Source organism: Streptomyces sp. C1-1 (genome assembly GCF_050214755.1).
In the GTDB taxonomy this organism is placed as follows: domain Bacteria; phylum Actinomycetota; class Actinomycetes; order Streptomycetales; family Streptomycetaceae; genus Streptomyces.
Genome location: NZ_CP189826.1, coordinates 6,290,197 through 6,311,568, shown reverse-complemented (window position 1 = coordinate 6,311,568; position 21,372 = coordinate 6,290,197). Strand labels below are relative to the sequence as shown.

At 69.1% G+C, this 21,372-nt stretch carries 16 protein-coding genes; 6 read left to right on the top strand and 10 right to left on the bottom strand.

The annotated features are described in order from the left end of the window. The first annotated feature begins 105 nt into the window (after positions 1-105). The 3 genes from ACQF4J_RS28820 to ACQF4J_RS28810 all read left to right on the top strand — a co-directional run bounded on the left by ACQF4J_RS28820 (position 106) and on the right by ACQF4J_RS28810 (position 2,389). The gene (locus ACQF4J_RS28820) at positions 106-852 is read left to right on the top strand and encodes an IPT/TIG domain-containing protein (protein WP_351565834.1); all 747 of its coding nucleotides are present in this window, start codon (positions 106-108) and stop codon (positions 850-852) included. Between the two features lie 459 nt (positions 853-1,311). Then, positions 1,312-1,569, top strand: a complete 258-nt coding sequence (locus ACQF4J_RS28815) for a hypothetical protein (protein WP_351565831.1) — start codon at positions 1,312-1,314, stop codon at positions 1,567-1,569. A gap of 31 nt (positions 1,570-1,600) precedes the next feature. Next, positions 1,601-2,389 (top strand): DUF2637 domain-containing protein, encoded by a 789-nt coding sequence (locus ACQF4J_RS28810; protein WP_351565828.1) that lies wholly within the window; start codon positions 1,601-1,603, stop codon positions 2,387-2,389. A 427-nt stretch (positions 2,390-2,816) separates the two neighbouring features. Here ACQF4J_RS28810 and ACQF4J_RS28805 read toward each other — a convergent pair whose 3' ends face one another. Further along, entirely contained in the window at positions 2,817-3,275 is a 459-nt protein-coding gene (locus tag ACQF4J_RS28805) for a hypothetical protein (RefSeq protein ID WP_351565825.1), read from the bottom strand. A gap of 880 nt (positions 3,276-4,155) precedes the next feature. Next, entirely contained in the window at positions 4,156-5,466 is a 1,311-nt protein-coding gene (gene ccrA, locus ACQF4J_RS28800) for a crotonyl-CoA carboxylase/reductase (RefSeq protein WP_351565822.1), read from the bottom strand. Between the two features lie 342 nt (positions 5,467-5,808). On the opposite strand from ccrA, the gene ACQF4J_RS28795 reads away from it, so the two are divergent. The 3 genes from ACQF4J_RS28795 to ACQF4J_RS28785 all read left to right on the top strand — a co-directional run bounded on the left by ACQF4J_RS28795 (position 5,809) and on the right by ACQF4J_RS28785 (position 7,881). Further along, complete coding sequence (locus ACQF4J_RS28795) at positions 5,809-6,222, top strand: rodlin (RefSeq protein ID WP_351565819.1); 414 nt, start codon at positions 5,809-5,811, stop codon at positions 6,220-6,222. Between the two features lie 62 nt (positions 6,223-6,284). Continuing rightward, positions 6,285-7,328: an LCP family protein gene (locus tag ACQF4J_RS28790; protein ID WP_351565816.1), complete on the top strand. Its 1,044-nt coding sequence runs from the start codon at positions 6,285-6,287 to the stop codon at positions 7,326-7,328. Positions 7,329-7,476: 148 nt separating this feature from the next. Next, on the top strand, positions 7,477-7,881 hold the full coding sequence (locus ACQF4J_RS28785; protein WP_351565813.1) for a rodlin: 405 nt from the start codon (positions 7,477-7,479) through the stop codon (positions 7,879-7,881). A 63-nt stretch (positions 7,882-7,944) separates the two neighbouring features. Here the strand turns inward: ACQF4J_RS28785 and ACQF4J_RS28780 are convergent, their stop codons facing one another. The 8 genes from ACQF4J_RS28780 to iolB form a co-directional block, all read right to left on the bottom strand. Further along, complete coding sequence (locus tag ACQF4J_RS28780) at positions 7,945-9,864, bottom strand: AMP-dependent synthetase/ligase (RefSeq protein ID WP_351565810.1); 1,920 nt, start codon at positions 9,862-9,864, stop codon at positions 7,945-7,947. 87 nt (positions 9,865-9,951) lie between these two features. Then, positions 9,952-11,514 (bottom strand): vWA domain-containing protein, encoded by a 1,563-nt coding sequence (locus ACQF4J_RS28775; RefSeq protein ID WP_351565807.1) that lies wholly within the window; start codon positions 11,512-11,514, stop codon positions 9,952-9,954. A 172-nt stretch (positions 11,515-11,686) separates the two neighbouring features. Then, positions 11,687-12,559, bottom strand: a complete 873-nt coding sequence (locus ACQF4J_RS28770; protein ID WP_351565804.1) for an ABC transporter permease — start codon at positions 12,557-12,559, stop codon at positions 11,687-11,689. Continuing rightward, a complete protein-coding gene (locus tag ACQF4J_RS28765) occupies positions 12,556-15,300 on the bottom strand; it encodes an alpha/beta fold hydrolase (RefSeq protein ID WP_427167121.1) in 2,745 nt (914 codons plus the stop codon). Before ACQF4J_RS28765 ends, ACQF4J_RS28770 begins: the two co-directional genes overlap by 4 nt. A 203-nt stretch (positions 15,301-15,503) precedes the next feature. Next, positions 15,504-16,904, bottom strand: a complete 1,401-nt coding sequence (locus tag ACQF4J_RS28760; protein WP_351565798.1) for an APC family permease — start codon at positions 16,902-16,904, stop codon at positions 15,504-15,506. A gap of 242 nt (positions 16,905-17,146) precedes the next feature. After that, on the bottom strand, positions 17,147-18,649 hold the full coding sequence (mmsA, locus tag ACQF4J_RS28755; RefSeq protein ID WP_427167120.1) for a CoA-acylating methylmalonate-semialdehyde dehydrogenase: 1,503 nt from the start codon (positions 18,647-18,649) through the stop codon (positions 17,147-17,149). Positions 18,650-18,663: 14 nt separating this feature from the next. Next, positions 18,664-20,556, bottom strand: coding sequence for a 3D-(3,5/4)-trihydroxycyclohexane-1,2-dione acylhydrolase (decyclizing) (iolD, locus tag ACQF4J_RS28750; protein WP_351565792.1), 1,893 nt, complete (start codon positions 20,554-20,556; stop codon positions 18,664-18,666). Next, positions 20,553-21,368, bottom strand: a complete 816-nt coding sequence (gene iolB, locus ACQF4J_RS28745; RefSeq protein ID WP_351565789.1) for a 5-deoxy-glucuronate isomerase — start codon at positions 21,366-21,368, stop codon at positions 20,553-20,555. Before iolB ends, iolD begins: the two co-directional genes overlap by 4 nt. Positions 21,369-21,372 lie beyond the last annotated feature (4 nt).

Genomic DNA, 21,372 nt, shown 5'->3' with positions numbered 1-21,372 from the left:
CAGGTGTCTGTTGCCTGCGGCGCGGCTCACCATACTGCGCCCCGGTGGGCAGGTCCCCCATGCCGGTTCCTCGCATGTCCCCATCGATCAGCGAGGAGTGTCCTCATGCCCATTTCTCCGAATCAGGGTTCCACCGGTGGCGGAACCTTAGTGACCATCACCGGCACAAACCTGTCCAACACCAGCGCGGTGACCTTCGGCAGCAAGCCGGCCACGAGCGTCACCAACGTCTCGCCTACCCAGGTCACCGCTGTTGCCCCCTCGGGGACCGGATCGGTCGGGGTGACCGTGACCACCCCGGGCGGGGTCAGCAATCCGGTGTCGTTCTTCTACGTCGGCGCCCCGTTCAAGTCCTCCCTGGGAACAACCTCCGGGGCGCTGGCCGGAGGCAACAGCATCACCATCAACGGCACCGGCCTGTCCACGGCCACGAGCGTGTCCTTCGGCGGCGTGACCGCGACGCCGACGGTGAACTCCGACAGCTCGCTCAGCGTCACCGTGCCGGCAGGGTCGGCGGCCGGGCCGGTGGCGGTCAGCGTGACAACCGCCGGGGGCACCAACAACGGCCTGACCTACACCTACATCGACGACCCCACGATCGGCTCCCTCGGCCCGACTTCGGGTCCCACGTCGGGGGGTACGGCGGTGACCATCACCGGCACCAACCTCGGCAGCACCGACTCGGTCACCTTCGGCGGCACCCCTGCGCCGTTCTCGGTGATCAACGCGACCACGCTGTCGGCGGTCACCCCGCCCGGCACCGCTGGGGCGGTCGACGTGGTCGTCACCAACCCCGCAGGGTCCGCCACCGCAGTGGGCGCGTTCACCTACGTCGCCGGCCCCGGTATCTGACCCTCCCCGGCCTTCGCACAGCGAAGGCAATGACCCGTCCGGGCGGCAGCCCCCCTGTGCCCGGACGGGTCTCATCCCTCTCCGGATCTAGTACATGGCACGCCGTTCCCCGACACAGAACGGATCACGCCACCGTGTCGCCGGCCGCCCAGTCCGCGCGCCGGCCCTGGCGTTACCGGCAACGAAGCCGACGCCACAGCGGCGGCGATCGAGGCGACGACGGCGGCAGAACTTCACTCGAAACGAGCTGCCCCCTTCGCCGTTCTGGTCAGGATTACTGTAAAAGCACAGTCGGCCGAGATACTCATACAGTAGTAAGTAGAGGTTGTGGATGATCAACATTCCCCGCCTCATACGATCGCCTATAGGCCTTCCCGACACCTGCACAACATGTTTGTCTTGTTAATCATTCACCCGTTCGCGGCGCATCCGCCAACGAGGGACGCCGTTAGTCGCTACATGACGAAGGCAATCGAGGAACAGACGATCAGTCCTCTCCCGAAGAGGACGCACTCGGAAGGTGTCCCTGTCACACGGCTGGGCTCGTTCACTTACATCCCAAAACCCGCCACCACCGAAACGGCCAACGGGATCCTCGCCAAGGGGGGACTGTCCATCACGCTTGATGCAACCGATGATGACCTGCAGGATTTCGTGCACGCCTTGAGCGTTCTGGAAGGTGGTCTTTCAAGACGCTGGATGGAGTTGGAAGCCTGAGTGTCGACGCAAAAGGACGGGCAGCCGCGCCATGCACGAAGAAGTACCAACCCCCTATTCCGATTTCTCCGCCGAATTTTCCTACGGCTATAAGGACGCCAACGAATATCAGAACCCAGTTGGGATTCTCTATCCTCCTTTGACGCCGCCGGAGTCAGGCTGGGATCCTGCAGAGGAGCTGGCCTATATACTGCGCGACGCTGTCGAGGCGGAGCAGGCCAAAATTCCGGCCGCACGCATCGGGGAACCTCCGGATACGAGGTCCCATCGGGAAAACCTGGTGCAGATCACCGCAGAGTTGCCCCCCGTAAAGACCGCGACCCCGGGTCATCGGAAGACGCGGGCACGACGCAAAGACAAGCTCCTCACTCTCAGTTACTGCATTGGCGCAGTGGTGGCCGTCATCGCGTCGACAGTCAGCGTGTTGGGTGGGGTGATCGCTTATGATCCGCTGCTGTTCATCGCGGCGGGCCCCACCGCCAGCAGCGTCGTCCCCTGGTGGCCTCTCCTGATCTTCGGCCCCTGGCTGGTGGCGTCGCTGTCCATTCTGCGCCACGCGCTGCACCGGCGCCGGTCCTTGCACTCCTGGTGCGTGGTCTTGGTGTTCTCCTCCATCGCCATGGCCCTGTGTATCGCCCAGGCCCCAAACGACCTCATGGGCAGAGCGGCGGCTGCGATGCCGATCTTCGCGTCCTTGGCCTGTTTCCAGCAGTTGGTACGTCAGATCACCCTGACCAGGCCGCCCCGGCGCCCATTGCGCCGACACCGACTGCAGCCGACGGAGGCACCCGTGTCAATCAAAAGTGCCGATCATCGTTGACACCTGGGTCTCCGATCACTGCGGAGATCCACATGTCGAAGTCCAACCCCACCCCGCCGCTTGACCGTGAGGCCAAGCGGCGCACTCGTGTCAAGGCCCCGAGCACAGCCCCAACGCGACGCACGTCGAGGTCGTCGGGCAGATCATCTAACTCATCTCACCCGTGAGGGTGACCGCCGCTAGCGCCGGCGGCGCCTGAAGTAGTCACCCAGACAAGCCCCAAACGGTGCCGCCGCTACTTCGCCGTTAACGGCGGCACCGGGAGCCTCCGGCCCAGGCAGCGACGTGGGGAGGACCGGATGAGCCCACACCGCAACCCTGCAAGCGGCGCAGCCCCGGCGCCAGCGGTGCGCCGCCGAACGGAGGAGCACAGGCTCCGAACACGGCTGCCGAGCCCCGGCCGACCAGCCGCACCGGGAAACGCTGACTACCTGGTCATGAATGGTGGCCCAGCAAGTGTGGCTGTCTTCAGGGCTCTTTCCAGCAGGTCGGGGGAATTCAAAGCCCCAGTTCCATTGGGTGGGATGACCCATTCCAGGTGTCCGGTGTCACGGTAAGGGGGCGGGACCGCAATCCAGGATCCCTTGCCGACGTGGCGGACTCCGAGGCCGATCCACTGGCCGGCGGGGCCGGGAGGCAGGAAGAAGCCCACCCTACGGGCTCTTCTGTGCCTGAGGACGGGGCCGGGAGTGCGCAGCGGGTCCTCCCACAGGACGTTCAGAGCGAGCAGCCCGAGGCTTTCGGGGACACTGAGAACGTTCCAGTAGCGCCCGGCTTCCAGCAGGGTGGCACCCGTTCCGGAGTCCCACTGCCGTTTGCACGCTCGGGGGTCGGAGGAGGCCGCGGCAAGCCACTCCACACTGCGCATCCATGCTGAGTTCCACATGTGATCTCCTGAAGGGCCTCGTCGGGAACGCGCCATACCCATGGCTGTGCACTGAGTACGTCTCCGCAGGTCAAACGGTGATCATGCTGATGGTTGCCGGAAGGGCGGGGAAGGGTGGCGAACCCTGGCGCTTCGGGGATCACCGTTGTGGGTGACAGCAGGCAGCCAGGGCATCGGCGATGTCGCGTGATCCCCGGGTTTGGGCTCGCGAGGTCCCTGGCCAAGACCAGCAGGGCCTGCTTGAAGCAGCCCGACTTCCGTCACGTGTCGGAGGGGAGGCGACGGCGTGGCGGTATGCGGACGAGACACTCGAGGTCCTGGCCGCCTGGGCGCCGGGCCTGACCGCCGCACCGTGCCCTCCTGCGCGCATCCGGCGCACGTGCCTTCGCCCAGCTCAAGCCCCGGCGCCTACTCCGAGGGTCGTTCGTGCAGTTCACATCTTCTGATCTGAACGAACTCAGGATGAAAGAAGCTCAGTGCCGGTTTGCCGGTTTGCGTGACCTATCGCAATTCGCCCCCCGCCCGATGGGATGCACATGGTGTTCCGGTGCATAGCATGTTCAACGGTTCGGGATTTGCGGGTACACTTGCAGCGTTACAGGCGGGTATATGGCGCGGGTATGGACGGTCGCAGCAGGCTCGCTAAAGAGGCTTAAAGAGATATGCAGCTTACCGGTTAATCACGCTACCCATGTCTGACTCCATGCAAATGGACCGGCCGGAGTTTCATCAGACCGGGGCCTCGCGTGGAGTTGCTGAGCGGGCCCGACTGTCTCCCTTTCCGGTCGGGCCCGCTCGAAGCGTACGGTGCCATCGCGCAGTTCCGCTGGATCGCCCGCAACAGCCAGCCTTGTGCTCCGCGCAAGGCGATTCGGACTACTTACCTACGGAACGCCCTGAGGCGGTGCTCGCCGATCTTCTCCCGGGCGTTTGGATCGGTGACACCCAAGCCGGGCTGAGGGGCGAGACACAGCACGCCCACCTTGCCGATGTGCTGATTGGTTTGAACGCTGCGGGCCGCAACCCCGACTTCATCCAAGGTGTACGTTGCAGAAAGGGCTGGAACCACATGTCCCAACGCGATGAGCCTATTGACCTCCCACTGCTCGTGGAGGTTGGCACCGTGGCTCCCGATGATCCTCTTCAGGCGCATCCAGAGGTATCGATTGTCATAGAGGTGCTCGTAACCTGTGCTCGACCCACAGGTCACGACGGTGCCTCCGCGTCTGGCAAGAAAGACGGATGCCGCAAAGGTCTTCCTCCCGACGTGCTCGAACACGATGTGCGGGTCCTCTCCAACCATGTCGCGGATGGCTCGCCCCATCCTCTTCCACCCCTCGGGCCGCTGCAGAATCCCGGGGTCGCCTTCTTCGAGGTCGGCGCGGTTGATGACCGCATGGCATCCGAGTGCCTTCAACGTCTCTGCTTTTTCAGGCGAGTTGACGATACCGACAGGGATTCCGCCGCCGTTGAGGACCAGCTGAACGGCATAGGATCCCAGCCCTCCGGTAGCGCCCCATACAAGAACAACGTCTCCTTGCTTCATCTGCGCTCCGCGGTCGCTCACCAACATTCGGTAAGCAGTGCTTGCGCATAGCGGATTGACTGCCGCCTCCTCCCAGGTCAGTGCAGCAGGCTTAGGCATCAGCTGGCTGGCCCGGACAACTGCATAATGCGCCAATCCTCCAAAATTGGTCTCGAAACCCCAAGCCTTCTGTCCCTCTCCGAGCATTCCGTCGCGATGGGTGTCGTGGTCCTGCTCGTCGACGTAGGCGGGGGAAATTACAACGTGATCACCAACCTTCCATTTTCGTACGGAGGAACCTGCCCGTACGATGACTCCCGATGCGTCAGAGCCGACGATGTGGTACGGCAAGTCGTGGCGCTTCTCCCAGCCGCCAGCCTTGCCCATCTGCTTGAGGAACTGGAATGTGGGGATCGGCTCGAACATGGCCGTCCACACGGTGTTGTAATTAATCGAACTGGCCATGACGGCGACCAATGCCTCATCGGGCGCCAGATCGGGCATGGGTACCTTGTCAATCACAATGGACTTGCGTACGTCCTTGTCCTCCATGGACTGAAAGATGTCGATGTCCTCCTCGCGCACGGTGGCAGCCGGGAAGTAGTCTGGAACCGGGAGACCCTCCAGGTCCGCTGCCTCGGCGCCAGCGATGACTGCTTCGGACATAGACGTCTGCATCATGACTCCCTATTGACCAACGCCCGCGGCGTTACTGCCCCCGCACTTTCCTTTCCTAGGAAGCCCTTACCCAGCCAGTAGCGCAAGCGCAAGAAAAGCAGTGTGCTCTGGCCTCCTGCAAAATCCCAGGTCAACTGGGCAGGTCGCATTCCCGGTCCGCCGGGTTCTTCCCCCCGAATGGAGCAGGCCACCCCACCTACGCTTGCACCGCGCAGCTCCCCCGCCGGGATTCACCTTCGGCCATCGGAGTGAAGGGGAGCAACCATGCGGTCCGGGCCGAGTTGTTCAGGGGGCTCCGGTGGACGGGGTTACTCCAGAAGGGACCAGCAAGTGATCAAGAAGGTTATGGCTGCCGCGGTGGTCGCCGCTTCCGTTGTCGGAGCCTCGGCCGCCTTCGCGCCCCAGGCGCTGGCCATCGGCAACGACGGTGGCGTCAGCACCGCCAACGGCAATGGCAGCGCGCAGATCTACGGCAACCAGGCGACGTACGGGAACATGAGCCCGCAGATGGCCCTCATCCAGGGTTCGCTGAACAAGCCCTGCCTCGCCCTGCCCTCGAAGGTCAACACTCAGACCCTCACGGGGGCGGAGGCCGTCACCGGTCTCCAGGACGTCCCGATCCTCTCGGCCCCGCAGAACCAGCAGTGCACCGAGAACTCCACCCAGGCCAAGGGCGACGAGCCGCTGTCGCACATCCTGGACAACATCCCGGTCCTGTCCGGCAACGGCGTCAGCAACAGCTGATCGGGCGACACACGCAGCGGGCCTCCGAGCACATCGGCGGCCCGTTCGCTTACGTTCCTCGCATGGCGAAAGACCCTTTCCGTTTCCGGAAATCACTGCGGCGCCTGCTCATTCCGGGGATGGTGCTACTGGCTGCCGTCCCCGTTCTCGGTAACTCCGCGTTCCGGGCTCCCGCGAAAGCGGACCACGGAACGAACATCCTGCTGCTGGGAACCGACGGCCGCGACACCATCACACCCGAGGAAAAGCGGAAGTTCCACGCGGGTGGTGTCGCCTGCGACTGCACGGACGTCATGATGCTTGTCCATCTCTCCGAACGCCGGGACCGCGTGAGTGTGGTCAGTCTGCCGCGCGACTCCCTCGCGCAGATTCCCGCCCGGCGCGACGATTCCACGGGGAAACTGCGTCCGGCGCATCCGGCGAAACTCAACAACGCCTATGCCGAGGGCGGCGCCCAGCTCACCGTGCGCACCGTGCAGGACATGACGAACGTGCCGATCGACAACTTCCTGCAGATCGACTTCCGCCGGTTCATGGACGCCGTGGACCAGATCGGCGGAGTCGAGGTGTGTACAGGCCGCCGGCTGAAGGACTCGGCCACCAAGCTCGACATCGCGCCCGGCCGGCACCGGCTCGGCGGCGGTCAGTCCCTGCAATACGTCCGCTCGCGCCATGTGGACGGTTCGGCGGATCTGGGCCGGATCCAACGTCAGCACCGGTTCCTGGTCGCGGCGTTGCGCGGACTGGTGTCCCGGCATGTACTGACCGACCCGGCAGCGATGCTGCGCATCGGCCGCACCCTCCTCGGCGCCGCCTCCGTCGACCAGGGCATCGGGACCGGTGGTCTGGTGGAGCTGGCGTCCGAACTGAGCCGGGTGCCGCTGTCGGGCACCGAGTTCGCCACGGTGCCGATCGCCGGCTTCAACCCGGTCATCACGGGCGTCGGCTCGACACTGCGCTGGGACCGGAAGAAGTCCGACCAGATGTTCGCCGACCTGCGTGCGGACCGGCCGCTGATCCCGGCGGGACAGAGCCCCCTCCCCAGCGATCCGCCGGACATGCACTCCTCCCCGCCTCTCCGGGGAAGCTCACTCGCGTGTCGGTAACGAGATAACACTTTCTCCCCCTATTGGGCCGAACGGGGCAAACAGCGCAACCAAACCCCCACTCGGTGGTTGGTCAAGACGCGGCTCTACAACGGGGTCCGCTCTCCGAAACTCTGCACCGGAGTCCGCTCTCCGAAGGGAAAGAAACATGAAGAAGCTGTGGGCAAGCGCGGCCATCGCCGCCTCCATCGTCGGCGCCACGGCCGCCACCGCCGCCCCTGCCTTGGCGATCGGCAACGACAACGGGGTCACCACCGCGAACGGCAACGGCTCCGTCCAGAAGTACGGCAACCAGGCCACGCACGGCAACATGAGCCCCCAGCTCTCGCTCGTGCAGGGTTCGCTGAACAAGCCCTGCCTCGCCCTGCCCTCGAAGGTCAACACCCAGACCCTCACGGGGGCCACCACCGCCCTCCAGGACGTCCCGATCCTCTCGGCCCCGCAGAACCAGCAGTGCACCGAGAACTCCACCCAGGCCAAGGGCGACGAGCCGCTGTCGCACATCCTGGACAACATCCCGGTCCTGTCCGGCAACGGCGCCGGCAACAGCTGATCGGGCGACACACGCAGCGGGCCTCCGAGCACATCGGCGGCCCGCTTTCGCGTGCGCGGGCGGCTACTTGGTGTACAGCGCCTCGATCTCGTCCGCGTAAGCCACGTGGACGGCGTGCCGCTTGACCTTCAGGGACGGCGTCAGCATCCCGTTCTCCTCGGTGAACTCGCCGTCGACCAGGGTGAACGCCCGGATCGACTCGGCGCGGGAGACGGCCTCGTTGGCGTAGTCGACGGCCCTTTGCACGTCGGCCCGGATGCGCGGATCCCGTACCACCTCGGACATCGGGGTGTCGGCCGGCAGTTTGCGGACGGACAGCCAGTGGGCGACCGCCTCGGGGTCCAGGATGACGAGGGCCGCGACGAAGGGGCGGTTGTCGCCGACGACGATGCACTGGCCGACCGGCGGGCGGCTGCGCATCCGGTCCTCCAGCACGGCCGGTGAGACGTTCTTGCCGCCGGAGGTGACGAGGATGTCCTTCTTGCGGCCGGTGATGGTGAGGTAGCCGTCCTCGTCGAGGGAGCCGAGGTCGCCGGTGGCGAACCACTCGTCCCGCAGGACGGCGTCCGTCGCGTCCGGGTTGTTCCAGTAGGAGCCGAAGACGATGCCGCCCTTGATGAGCACCTCGCCGTCGTCGGCGATGCGGACCGACGTGCCCGGTACGGGCTGGCCGACGGTGCCGGGGCGGGGTTTGAGCGGGGGCACGATGGTGGCCGCCGCGCTGGTCTCCGTCAGGCCGTAGCCCTCGTAGACGATGATTCCGGCCGCGTAGAAGAACAGGTTGAGGTTGCGGTCGAGCGGTGAGCCGCCGCTGATGGCGTAGCGCATCCGGCCGCCGAGCTCCTTGCGGACGCGGCGGTAGACCAGGAGGTCGTACAGGGCCCAGGCGGCGTAGAGGGCGGGGCCCGGGCCCTTGCCGCGGTCGAGGAACCTGTCGAGGTACGCCTGGCCGAAGCGGACGCCGATGCGGTCCGCGCGGTCGAAGGAGGCGCCCCGGCCGATCTTCTCGGCGGTGGCGCGGCCGGTGTCGTGGATCTTCTCGAAGAGGTACGGGACGCCGACGAGGAAGGTGGGCCGGAACTCCTTGAGGGCGGGGCGGAGTTCGTCGGGCTTGATGCTGGGGCAGTGGCCGATCTCGATGCGGGCCATCAGGCAGGCGATCTGCAGGGTGCGGCCGAGGATGTGGGCGAGGGGCAGGAAGAGCAGGGTGGAGGCCGTCTGGTGGGTGACCTCCTTGAAGATCGGGTGGAGCAGTTCGACCGTGTTGGCGGCCTCGGCGTGCAGGTTGCCGTGGGTGAGGACGCAGCCCTTGGGCCTGCCGGTGGTACCGGAGGTGTAGCAGATGGTCGCGACGGTGTCGGGGCCGAGGGCCGTACGGCGCTTGGTGACCTCCTCGTCCGGGACGTCCTGGCCGAGGGCGGTGAGGTCGTCGAGGGCGCCGGCGTCCAACTCCCAGACGCGGGGCGGGCTTTCGTGTCCGGCGGTGCCGGTCGTCACCGTGGCCGTGTTCTCCGCGGTCTCCGTGACGGCGAAGCGGGCGCCCGAGTCGCGGACGATCCACTCGACCTGGTCGGCCGAGGAGGTGGCGTAGACCGGGACGGTCTGGCCGCCGGCCGCCCAGATCGCGAAGTCCAGGACCGTCCACTCGTAGCGGGTGCGGGACATCACGGCGACCCGGCCGCCCGGTTCCAGGCCGGCGGCGATCAACCCCTTGGCGACGGCGGTGACTTCGCGGGCGAAGGCCGCCGCCGTGACCGGCTGCCATGCGCTGTCCCGCCTGCGGCGCAGGACGACGGCGTCGGGGGCCTCGGCCGCGTTGGCGAAGGGCAGGTCGGCGATGCTGCCGGTGGTGGGGGGTGTGGCCATCGGCGCGGTGCGGGCCTCGCGCACCACGCCGCTGTCGTCCCTGACGACCTCGACCCTGATGCGGGCGGCCAGGTCGGTGCGCTTTTTGGCCCGCTTCAGATCCTTGCGTACGCCCATGACGGCTCCCAGTCGGCTCTGACTGGGAGGTCAACTTACTCGTGAGTAAGGAAAGGTCAAGGGGGCCCGTCCCATTTCCCGGCGGTGTCACTTCATGAGACCGGCCTCGTCGATGGCCTCCGCGAGGTGCTGTACGTCGTTGTCCTCGGTGACGTCCGCCAACGCGTGGGCGCGCTCGCCGAGTCGGTCGAGGCCGGGGTTGCCGGGCAGGGCGCCGGTCCGGTCGCCCGTCGCGTCGCCGGTGCGCAGGGCGTCGGCGAAGTAGGCGGCGACCGCGGTGACCTGGAGGCGGTGCGGGGCGGTCCACAGGTCGTCGTGGAGGGCGCCGGTCTCCAGCTGGCCGGTCTCCTCGTGCGGGGCGCGGCTGGCGGGGTCGAGCCAGCGGACGCTCGCGGTGGCGAGGTGGCCGTCGGCGCCGGGCCTGGTGCGGACGGCGTAGAGGGCGGTGACCGTGTGGCCGGGGCCGACCTCGCCGCCGTCGACGTTGTCGTTCCGGAAGTCCTCGTCGGCGACCTTGCGGTCCTCGTAGCCGACGAGGTGGAACTCGGCGACCGTCTCGGGGTCGAAGGCGACCTGGGCCTTGGCGTCGCGGGCGGTGAGGTCGACGTTCTGCGGGAGCTGGTCGACGAAGACCTTGCGGGCGTCGTCGTCGGCGGAGACGTAGGCGGTGTGGCCGTCGCCCTTGTCGGCGAGGCGTTCCATCAGGGCGTCGCCGTAGTCGCTGCCGACGCCGACGCCGAAGAGGGTGATGCCGTGGTCGCGGCGTTCGCGGGAGATGCGTTCGAGGATGGAGTCGGGGTCGGTGTCGCCGGTGTTGGCCAGGCCGTCGGAGACGAGGACGACCCGGTTGGTGGCGCCCTTGCGCAGGCCCTCGGTGGCGGTGGCGTACCCCTTCTCCACGCCGGCGCCGAGGTTGGTGGAGTCCTCGGTCTCCAGTTCGTCGATGGCGTCGTGGACCTTGCCGCGGTGGCCGGCGAGCCGGGTCATGGGCAGGACGGTCCGCGCCTCGTCGCTGAAGGTCACCAGGGCGACCGAGTCGCCGTCGCGCAGCCGGTCGGTCATCGCGCCGAGGGAGCGCTTGGCGAGGTCGAGACGGCCCGGTTCGCCCATGGAGCCGGAGACGTCGACGACGAAGGTGAGGGCGGCGGGCGGGCGGTCGTCGGTGTGGGCGGCCCGCGTGGCGAGGCCGACGCGGACCAGGGACCAGTCGGTCCTGTCGGTGCGGGCGCCGTCGACGGAGACCGTGAAGCCGTTGCCGTCCGGACGGTCGTAGTCCTGGCGGAAGCTGTTGACGAACTCCTCGGGGCGGACCTGCGAGGGGTCGGGCAGCCTGCCCTCGTCGAGGACGCGGCGGGCGTAGCCGTAGGAGGCGGTGTCGACGTCGAGGGCGAAGGTGGAGAGGTGGTCGGCCGACGGCGAGCGGCTCTCGTCCGAGGTCACACTCCGGCTTCCGTCGGCACCGGTGCCGTACGGGGCGGGGAGGCCCGCGGAGTGATGCGAGCGGTCGGCGCTGGACTGGCCGCTGTCGCTCGCGCTGCATGCCGTCAGCAGCAGGCCGCCGGTCGCCGTGAGGGCGAGAAGGGCGGCCCGCAGCCGTCGGGTGCGGCCGGGTGCCGTGCCCTGCCGTGGTGTCCGGTACCGGTGCTCCATCTTCCGTGCCCCCTTTGTCGTCCGACGCCTTCGAGGGCCTGGGCGAAGGCCCGGGCTCTCAGTGACTGTGACGGCGCAGGGGGCCGGAACGTGCGTGACGGTGCGTTGCGGATGGATCTCGAAGCGGCCACGATCATGGCCCGTCGAGACCGGTGGGAGATCCTCCGTTGACCTAGGACACCACGTCCTTGCGGGCGAAACCCCGGAAGGCCAGGGCGAACAGCACCAGGGCGTACGTTATGGAAATCGCCGTGCCCTGGATCATGCCGGACCACTCGGCATGCGGTTGTACGGCGTCCGCCCAGGCGAACTGCCAGTGCGCGGGCAGGAAGTCGCGCCAGTGGCCGAGCGCCGTGACGGCGTCCAGGACGTTGCCCACGATGGTCAGGCCCACCGCTCCGCCGACGGCGCCGAGCGGGGCGTCGGTCTTCGTGGACAGCCAGAACGCCAGCCCCGCGGTGACCAGTTGGGACAGGAAGATGTACGCCACGACGACCAGCAGGCGCTGGGTGGCGGTGCCCGAGTCCAGGGAGCCGCCGGTGGGGATCTGCAGGGGCCCCCAGCCGTAGGCGGCCGTGCCCACGGCCAGCGCGACCACGGGCAGCAGGATCATCGCCGCCAGGCTGAGCCCGAGTCCCACGACGAGCTTGGACCACAGCAGGCGGGCCCGTGGGACGGGGGCGGCGAGCAGGTAGCGCAGGGAGGACCAGCCGGCCTCCGAGGCGACCGTGTCCCCGCAGAACAGGGCGACCGGGATGACCAGGAGGAACCCGGCCGACACGAAGAGGTTGACGGCGGCGAAGTTGGCGCCGGACGCGGTGGCCGTGTCCATCAGCGTCACCTGGCCGCCGCGGTCGCTGGGGGTGCCGCCGATCGCGAACGCGATCACCAGCACGAACGGCAGCGCGGCGAGAATGCCGAACATGACCAGCGTCCGGCGCCGCTTCAACTGGCGTACCAGCTCGACCCGGAGGGGCAGGGTGCGGGCGGCACGGTAACCGGAGGCGGTTTCGGCTTCCGCCGTGCGCTCGGTGAGCGTGCTCATGCGTTGCCTCCGATCAGGGTGAGGAAGGCGTCTTCCAGACGGCGGTGGGGAGCCAGGGAGGCGACCGGGACTTCCAGGCGGACCAGTTCGACGAGGAGGCCTGCGGCGGCGGAGGCGGAGGGGAGTGCGGTGAGGCGTTGTTCGTCGTCTGCGGCGCCGTGGGGGCTGGTCGCGCCGTTCCCCGCGCCCCTTTGGGGCGCTGCCCCACCGGGCGTCAGTCGGACGAGGAGGCCGCCGTCGGCTCGGGTTGTCGATTCCACACCCGGCAGGGCCGCGATCTTCTCCACCACGGGGTCCGTGATGTCGGACGCCAGGCCGACCAGCAGGGTGTCGCCGGAGCCGATGATCTCGCCGACCGGGCCCGCCTGGACCAGGCGGCCGCGGTCCATGACCACCAGGTGGGTGCACGACTGCTCGACCTCCGCCAGGAGGTGGCTGGAGACGATCACCGTGCGGCCGGCCGCCGCGTAGCGGATCATCACCTCGCGCATCTCGCGGATCTGCGGCGGGTCGAGGCCGTTGGTCGGCTCGTCGAGGATCAGCAGGTCCGGGAGGCCAAGCATGGCCTGGGCGATGGCCAGGCGCTGGCGCATGCCCTGGGAGTAGGTGCGCACGGCGCGGGCGAGCGCGTCGCCCAGGCCCGCGATCTCCAGCGCCTCGTCCAGGTGCGCGTCCTCGGCCGGGCGGCCCGTCGCCCGCCAGTACAGCTCCAGGTTCTCGCGGCCGGAGAGGTGCGGGAGGAAGCCCGCGCCCTCGACGAACGCGCCGACCCTGGACAGCACCGGGGCGCCGGGGCGGATCGCGTGGCCGAAGACGCGGATCTCGCCGCCGTCCGGCCGGATCAGGCCCATCAGCATGCGCAGGGTCGTGGTCTTGCCCGCGCCGTTCGGGCCGAGGAGGCCGAGGACCTGGCCCTTCTCCACACGGAAGGACAGGTCGCGCACGGCATAGCGGTCCGCGGACTTCGCGTACCGCTTGCTCAGGTCCGTGATCTGGAGCGGGACTTCGGCCAGGTCCGGGGCGGGGGGCGGGGCCGTGGTCGTCCGGCGGCGGCTGGTGACCAGGAGTGCCAGGGCGATCAGGGCGCCGGTCAGCGGCAGCCACCACACCCAGGACGGCAGGGGGGCGGCCGCGGTCGGCACACCGGGAGCCGTCGGCACGTTCAGGTCGCTCTCGAGGGAGACGGTGTACGTCGCCGGGGCGGCCGGGGAGGCGTAGCCGAGGTCCGTGGAGGCGAGGACCAGGCGCAGGCGGTGCCCCTGCTCGAACTCGTGGTCGATCGCCGGGAGGGTGATCGTGACGTCCTTGCCGGACTTCGCGCCCTGCACCCGGACGGGGGTGACGAGTTGGGAGGGCAGTACGGGTGTGCCGCCGCCCGGCCCGACGTCGTACACCTTGGCGAACAGGACGGCGTCGTCGCTCGTCGACTTCACGTGGACGGTCACCGTTGGCGATCCGGTGACGCGCAGGCCGCTGCGGACCGGCGCCGACTCGAACCGTGCGAACTGGCCGGGGAAGTCGAGGGAGACGCCGACGCCGAGGGAGGACAGCTGGGCGAGACCGCCCGCGCCGCCGAGGCCCGGCAGGGCGGAGACGCCGGGCGGGCTGGCGCCGGCCGGGTTGTCGAAGCTCTGCTCGGTGCCGCGCAGGGCGAGAGGGCGCCGGCCGCTCTCCAGACCGGGGTAGGTGTCGTCGGTCGCGCCGCGCAGCCGGGCCGCGCCGTCCGTGGAGTCGACGCCTCCGGTGCGGGTGACGCGGAAGGCCGGTCCGGTGTCGGCGCCCCGCTCGTCCTTGAGGTAGCGGTCGAACCAGGCCCGCACGCGTGTCTGGACGCGGCTCGTCTCCAGGTCGCCGCCGTCGTGTCCGCCCGCGATCCAGTCGACGTCGACGGGGGCGCCGTTGGCCTTGACGGCCTTCGCGGCGGCGTCGGCCTGGCCGAGCGGGAAGAGGGAGTCGGTCTGGCCCTGCAGCAGCAGGGTGGGCACCTTGATGCGGTCGCCGGCGGCCGACGGGGAGCGGGACTGCAGCAGGGCGCGTGCCTGGGCGTCCGGCTTGCCCGACTCGGCGACGCGCTCGTACATCCGGCAGAGGTCGGGCTCGAACTTGTCGCAGCCGCCGCCCGAGTTGACGAAGATGCCGGCCCACAGCTTCTTGAAGACGCCGTTCGGGAACAGGGCGTCCCCGAGGTTCCAGTACGTGATCGACGGGGCGATGGCGTCCACGCGGTGGTCGTACGCGGCGGCGAGCAGGGAGATCGCGCCGCCGTAGGAGGCGCCCGCTACGCCCACGCGCGGGTCGCCCGCCTTGTCGAGCCGCACCTGGGGCTGCTTCGCGAGCCAGTCGATCAGCCGGGAGACGTCGGCGACCTCGCCCCGGGGGTCGTTCAGGCCGATCTTGCCGGTGGACCTGCCGAAGCCGCGGGCGGACCAGGTGAGGACCGCGTATCCGTCTCTGGCCAGGTCCTCGGCCTGCTTGCGCACGTCGTCCTTGCTGCCGCCGAAGCCGTGGGCCAGCAGCACGGCCGGCCTGCGGCCGCTCGGACCGGACGTGAAGTACGAGGTGTCGATGCGGACGCCGTCCATCGACATGACCCTGTCCGAGCGGTGCACGGGGGCCGCGTCGTCCGAGGCGGCGGCCGTCCATGTACCCGCGCCCGCGAGGACGACGACGGCGGCCCCGGCGGCGAGGGCCTTCCGGGGGTTCCGCAGCAGGCGTCGCAGGCGGGGCGGTCGAAGATCCATGCGTCAACGGTACGAGGTGTCTCCGACAGTTGGAGCAGACCGGGGTGGGAACCGTGGGCCATCCCGCAGGAGTACGGGGGATCGGGTTGTACCGCAGGTGCTGTACGGCTACCGGCTCGGGGCGCCTCGTAGTTCGCCGGGTGCGGGTGTGTGGGGGATGGTCGCGCAGTTCCCCGCGCCCCTGAACCGCCCCTGCGGGGCGGTCAGGTCTGCTGGTCCTCCGGGATGGAGACCAGCCAGCGGGTGTCCTTGCGGGGGCGGAGGTAGAAGGCCCAGTACAGGGTGGCCGCCGCGGTGATGCCGCCGGTCCACAGGAGGTAGCTCGTCTCCTGCTGGGTCAGGATGTACGCCAGGACCGCGATCAGCAGGACCGGCACCGTCGGCCACAGTGGCATCCGCCAGGCCGGGGTGTGCTTGTGGGAGCCACGGCGGGAGAGCAGGGCGGCCACCGCGACCAGGAGGTACATGCCGGTCACCGAGACGCCCGTGACGCCGTACAGGGTGTCGAGGTTGACGAAGCAGAGCAGGGCGCCGGGGACGCCGACGGCGAGCGTGGCGACCCAGGGGGAGCCGAAGCGGCCGAGCCGGGCGAAGGCGGTGTTGACCGGGGTGGGCCAGGCCTTGTCGCGGGCGGAGGCGAAGAGGACCCGGGAGTTCTGGATGACCATGACGATGCCCGCGTTGATGATCGCGAGGGCCACGCAGAGGCTGACGAAGGTGCCGACCGCGGAGTTCGACCAGGCGGTGACCATGGAGCTGATGTCGCCGCCGCTCAGTTCGGAGATGTTCGAGGCGCCCATGGTGATGGCCGCGACCGGGACCAGGATGATCACCGTCGAGATGGCGAGGGTGGCCAGGACCGTACGGGCGACGTTGCGGCGCGGGTGCTCCAGTTCCTCGGACAGGTAGACCGCGGTCGAGAAGCCCTGGGTGACGAAGAGGGCGATCGCGAGGCCCGAGACCACCAGCATCGCCGTGACCGTGTCCGTGTGGCCGTGCGCGTCGGCCACCTGCATCGACACCAGGCTGTTCACGCCGCGCTCGCTGTGGGCGAAGCCCAGGACCGCCACGACGGCCGCCGCGATGACCTCCAGGACCAGGAAGATGCCGGTGATCCAGGCGTTGGCGCGCAGGTCGAGCAGACCGGCGAGGGTGGCCAGCAGCATCACGCCGGCGCCCGCGATCGACGGGTCGAGGTGGACGACCGGGGCGAGGTAGTCCGCCGTGCCCATGGCGATCACCGGCGGGACGATCATGACCACCAGCAGCGACAGGACGAAGACCAGCCAGCCCGCGAGCCGGCCGGCCATCGTCGAGACCATCGCGTACTCGCCGCCCGCGCTGGGGATGAGGGTGCCCAGCTCGGAGTAGCAGAACGCCACGGCGATACAGAGGAGGGAGCCGATGGCGATCGTCAGGGCGGTGGCGGTGCCGAGGGTGCCGAACAGGTCGGGGACGACCACGAAGAGGGTGGAGGCGGGGGTGACGCAGGAGAGGGTGAGGAGGGTTCCGCCGACGACCCCGATGGAGCGCTTGAGCGCCTTGGGGTGGCTGTCCGTTGCCTCTGGGACGGCGGTGTCGACAGGGCGGAGCGTGTCGGTCATGAAGCGGTTCCGATCGGCTGGTGCGGATGCCTCCGGCGGCTGGGGTTGCTGCATGGAACCCCGGCGAAAACCAGCCCGTCAATACCCGTTTACCTACGGAATCCGTAGATCGGAAGGCCTTTAGGTCCTGGATACGTCGCTTCACTCCCCCGGTTCTTCGATTTTCACCCGTACGGGAACCGTAGCGCGCGCGGACAAAAAAATGGGGCCGTCCGCAGTGCGGACGGCCCCGGGCGCCTGGGTCAGTGGTTGCGCGGGAAGCCGAGGTCGACGCCGGCGGGGGCGTCGGCCGGGTCGGGCCAGCGGGTGGTGACGACCTTGCCGCGGGTGTAGAAGTGCGTGCCGTCGTTGCCGTAGATGTGGTGGTCGCCGAAGAGCGAGTCCTTCCAGCCACCGAAGGAGTGGTAGCCGACGGGAACCGGGATCGGGACGTTCACGCCGACCATGCCGGCCTCGATCTCCAGCTGGAAGCGGCGGGCCGCGCCGCCGTCCCGGGTGAAGATCGCGGTGCCGTTGCCGAACGGCGAGCCGTTGATGAGGGCCACGCCCTCCTCGTAGGTGTCCACCCGCAGCACGCACAGCACCGGGCCGAAGATCTCGTCCTGGTAGGCCTTCGCCGAGGTGGGCACCTTGTCCAGCAGCGAGATGCCGATCCAGTGGCCGTCCTCGAAGCCCTCGACCGTGTGACCGGTGCCGTCCAGGACCACCTCGCAGCCCTCGGCGGCGGCGCCGGAGACGTAGGAGGCCACCTTGTCGCGGTGGACCTTGGTGATCAGCGGGCCCATCTCGGAGGCCGGGTCGTTGCCCGGACCGATCTTGATCTTCTCGGCGCGCTCGCGGATCTTCTCGACGAGCTCGTCACCGACGGAGCCGACGGCGACGACCGCGGAGATGGCCATGCAGCGCTCGCCCGCGGAGCCGTAGGCGGCGGAGACGGCCGCGTCGGCGGCGGCGTCGAGGTCGGCGTCCGGCAGGACCAGCATGTGGTTCTTGGCGCCGCCCAGGGCCTGCACCCGCTTGCCGTTGGCGGAGGCGGTGGTGTGGATGTACCGGGCGATGGGGGTGGAGCCGACGAAGGAGACGGCCTTGACGTCCGGGTGCTCCAGGAGGCGGTCGACGGCCACCTTGTCGCCGTGGACGACGTTGAAGACGCCGTCGGGCAGGCCGGCCTCGGCCAGCAGCTCGGCGATCTTGATCGCGGCCGACGGGTCCTTCTCGCTCGGCTTGAGCACGAAGGTGTTGCCGCAGGCGATGGCGAGCGGGAACATCCACATCGGCACCATCGCCGGGAAGTTGAACGGCGTGATGCCGGCGACCACGCCCAGCGGCTGGCGGATGGAGGAGACGTCCACGCGGCTGGCGACCTGCGTCGACAGCTCGCCCTTGAGCTGCACGTTGATGCCGCACGCGAGGTCGACGATCTCCAGGCCGCGGGCCACCTCGCCGAGCGCGTCGGAGTGGACCTTGCCGTGCTCGGCGGTGATCAGCTCGGCGATCGCGTCCCGGTTGGCGTCCAGCAGCGCCCGGAAGCGGAAGAGGATCTCGGTGCGCCTGGCCAGCGAGGACTGGCCCCAGGACAGGTAGGCGTCCTTGGCGGCGGCGACCGCCTCGTCCACCTCGTCGACCGACGCGAACGCGACCTTCGTCGTCACCGCGCCGGTCGCCGGGTCGGTGACCGGGCCGTAGTTCCCCGACGTGCCCTCGGCGGTCTTGCCGCCGATCCAGTGGTTGACGATCTTCGTCATGCCCAGTTACTCCTTCACAGATGGCGGCGTCGGGTGGAGACGTGCCGTTCGTAGAGCTCACGTGCCTTGACCGCCGACGGCCGGGTCGCGGTCTCGGCCACAGGAACATCCCACCAGGCCTGCGCCGGAGGCGCGCCCGACACTGTGTCTGACGTTTGGGTCTCGACGTAGACACATGTGGGAGTGTCGGCGGCCCGGGCCTCGGCGAGCGCGTCCCGGAGGTCGCTCACGGTCTTGGCGCGCAGCACGCGCATGCCCAGGCTGGCCGCGTTGGCGGCGAGGTCCACGGGCAGCGGGGCGCCCGTGTACGTGCCGTCGTCGGACGGGAAGCGGTAGGCCGTGCCGAACCGCTCGCCGCCCACCGACTCCGACAGACCGCCGATGGAGGCGTACCCGTGGTTCTGCACCAGCAGGACCTTGATGGCTATGCCCTCCTGCACGGCGGTGACGATCTCCGTCGGCATCATCAGGTACGTGCCGTCGCCGACCAGCGCCCACACGGGACGGTCGGGCGCCGCCAGCTTCACGCCGATGGCAGCCGGGATCTCGTAGCCCATGCAGGAGTAGCCGTACTCCAGGTGGTACTGGTCCTTCGAGCGCGCCCGCCACAGCTTGTGCAGGTCGCCGGGGAGGGAACCGGCCGCGTTGACGATCACGTCCGTCTCGTCGACGATCGCGTCCAGCGCGCCCAGCACCTGCGGCTGGGTCGGCCGTACGTCGGGCTCGTCGGCCTCGTAGCAGGCGTCGACGCGCTGCTCCCAGCGCTCCTTGTCCTCGGTGTACTCGGCGAGGTAGGAGGCGGCGACCCGGTGGCCGTGCATCTCCAGCGCCTCGGTCAGCTCCTGGAGGCCCGAGCGGGCGTCCGCGATCAGCGGCAGGCCGGCGAGCTTGTGGCCGTCGTAGGGCGCGATGTTGAGGTTGAGGAAGCGGACGTCCGCACCGGCGAAGAGGGTGCCGGAGGCGGTGGTGAAGTCGGTGTAGCGGGTGCCGACGCCGATCACCAGGTCGGCGGTGCGGGCGAGTTCGTCCGCGGTGGCGGTGCCGGTGTGGCCGATCCCGCCGACGTCCTGGGGGTGGTCGTGGTTCAGGGAGCCCTTGCCGGCCTGGGTGGAGGCGACCGGTATGCCGGTGGTCTCCGCGAACTCGGCGAGGGCCGCCTCGGCGCGGCTGTGGTGGACGCCGCCGCCGGCGATCACCAGCGGCCTGCGCGCGCTCCTGATCGCGGTCACGGCCTCGGCGAGCTCGGTCGGATCGGCGCCCGGGCGCCGTACGACCCAGGTGCGCTCGGCGAAGAACTCCTCCGGCCAGTCGTAGGCCTCGGCCTGGACGTCCTGGGGGAGGGCCAGGGTCACGGCGCCGGTCTCGACGGGGTCGGTCAGCACGCGCATGGCGTTCAGGGCCGACGGGATCAGGGCCTCGGGTCGGGTGATCCGGTCGAAGTACTTCGACACCGGCCGCAGGCAGTCGTTGACCGACACATCGCCCGCGTAGGGGACTTCGAGCTGCTGCAGGACCGGGTCGGCGGGGCGGCCGGCGAAGACGTCGCCGGGCAGGAGCAGGACCGGGAGGTGGTTGATCGTGGCCAGGGCGGCGCCCGTGACCAGGTTGGTGGCGCCCGGGCCGATGGACGTCGTCACCGCGTGGGTGGACAGCCGGTTGGACTGGCGGGCGTAGCCGACGGCCGCGTGCACCATGGCCTGTTCGTTGCGGCCCTGGTGGTACGGCATGTCGTCCGCGTACTCGACGAGCGCCTGGCCGATGCCGGCCACGTTGCCGTGGCCGAAGATGCCCCAGGTCGCGCCGATCAGCCGCTGCCGTACGCCGTCGCGCCGGGTGTACTGCGCGGACAGGAAGCGCACCAGCGCCTGGGCGACCGTCAGCCTCGTCGTCGAGGTGGTCGGAGTCATCGGTAACCCTCCGTGTGGTCCGGGTGGAAGCAGATCCGCCACTCCCGTGTCTCGCCCGGCCCCGCCATGACGTTGAGGTAGTACATGTCGTGGCCGGGCTGGGCGATGGACGGGCCGTGCCATCCGTCGGGGACGAGGACGGCGTCGCCGGAGCGGACCTCGGCGAGGACGTCGGATCCGCCCTCACGGGAGGGAGATACGCGCTGATAGCCGAAACCGTTCGGGCCGTCGATCTCGAAGTAGTAGATCTCCTCCAACTCCGCCTCGACGCCCGGCCGGTGCTCGTCGTGCTTGTGCGGCGGGTACGAGGACCAGTTGCCGCCGGGGGTGATCACCTCGACGGCGATGAGCCTGTCGCAGTCGAAGGCGTCGGCGGAGGCGAAGTTGCGGACGTGCCGCAACTGGGTTCCGCTGCCGCGCTGTTCGACGGGGACCTCCGGCGCGGGGCCGTAGCGGGCGGGGAGTCGTCGCTCGCACTTCGCTCCTGCCAGGGCGAAGCGGCCTCCCGCGCCGGAGGCGATCTGGACCCGGGCGTCACGGGGAACGTACGCGAAGTCGGTGACCGACGCGAAAACGCTTCCCCTGCCCAGGAGTTGGAACTGTTCGTCCGCCGTTCGCACGGTACATCCGCCTTCCAGCGGAAGCACGATCCACTCGCTGTCACCGGTGGCGAACGTGTGTGTCTGCCCCGGCGCCAGCTCGACGACGCGCAGACTGCTGTACTCCCAGCCTGCCCGCTCGGGGCCGATGTCGAGCACGTGATCGGCGTCGGCGGTGGCGCCCCGCGGAACGTACAGCTCCTTGCTGCTCATGCGG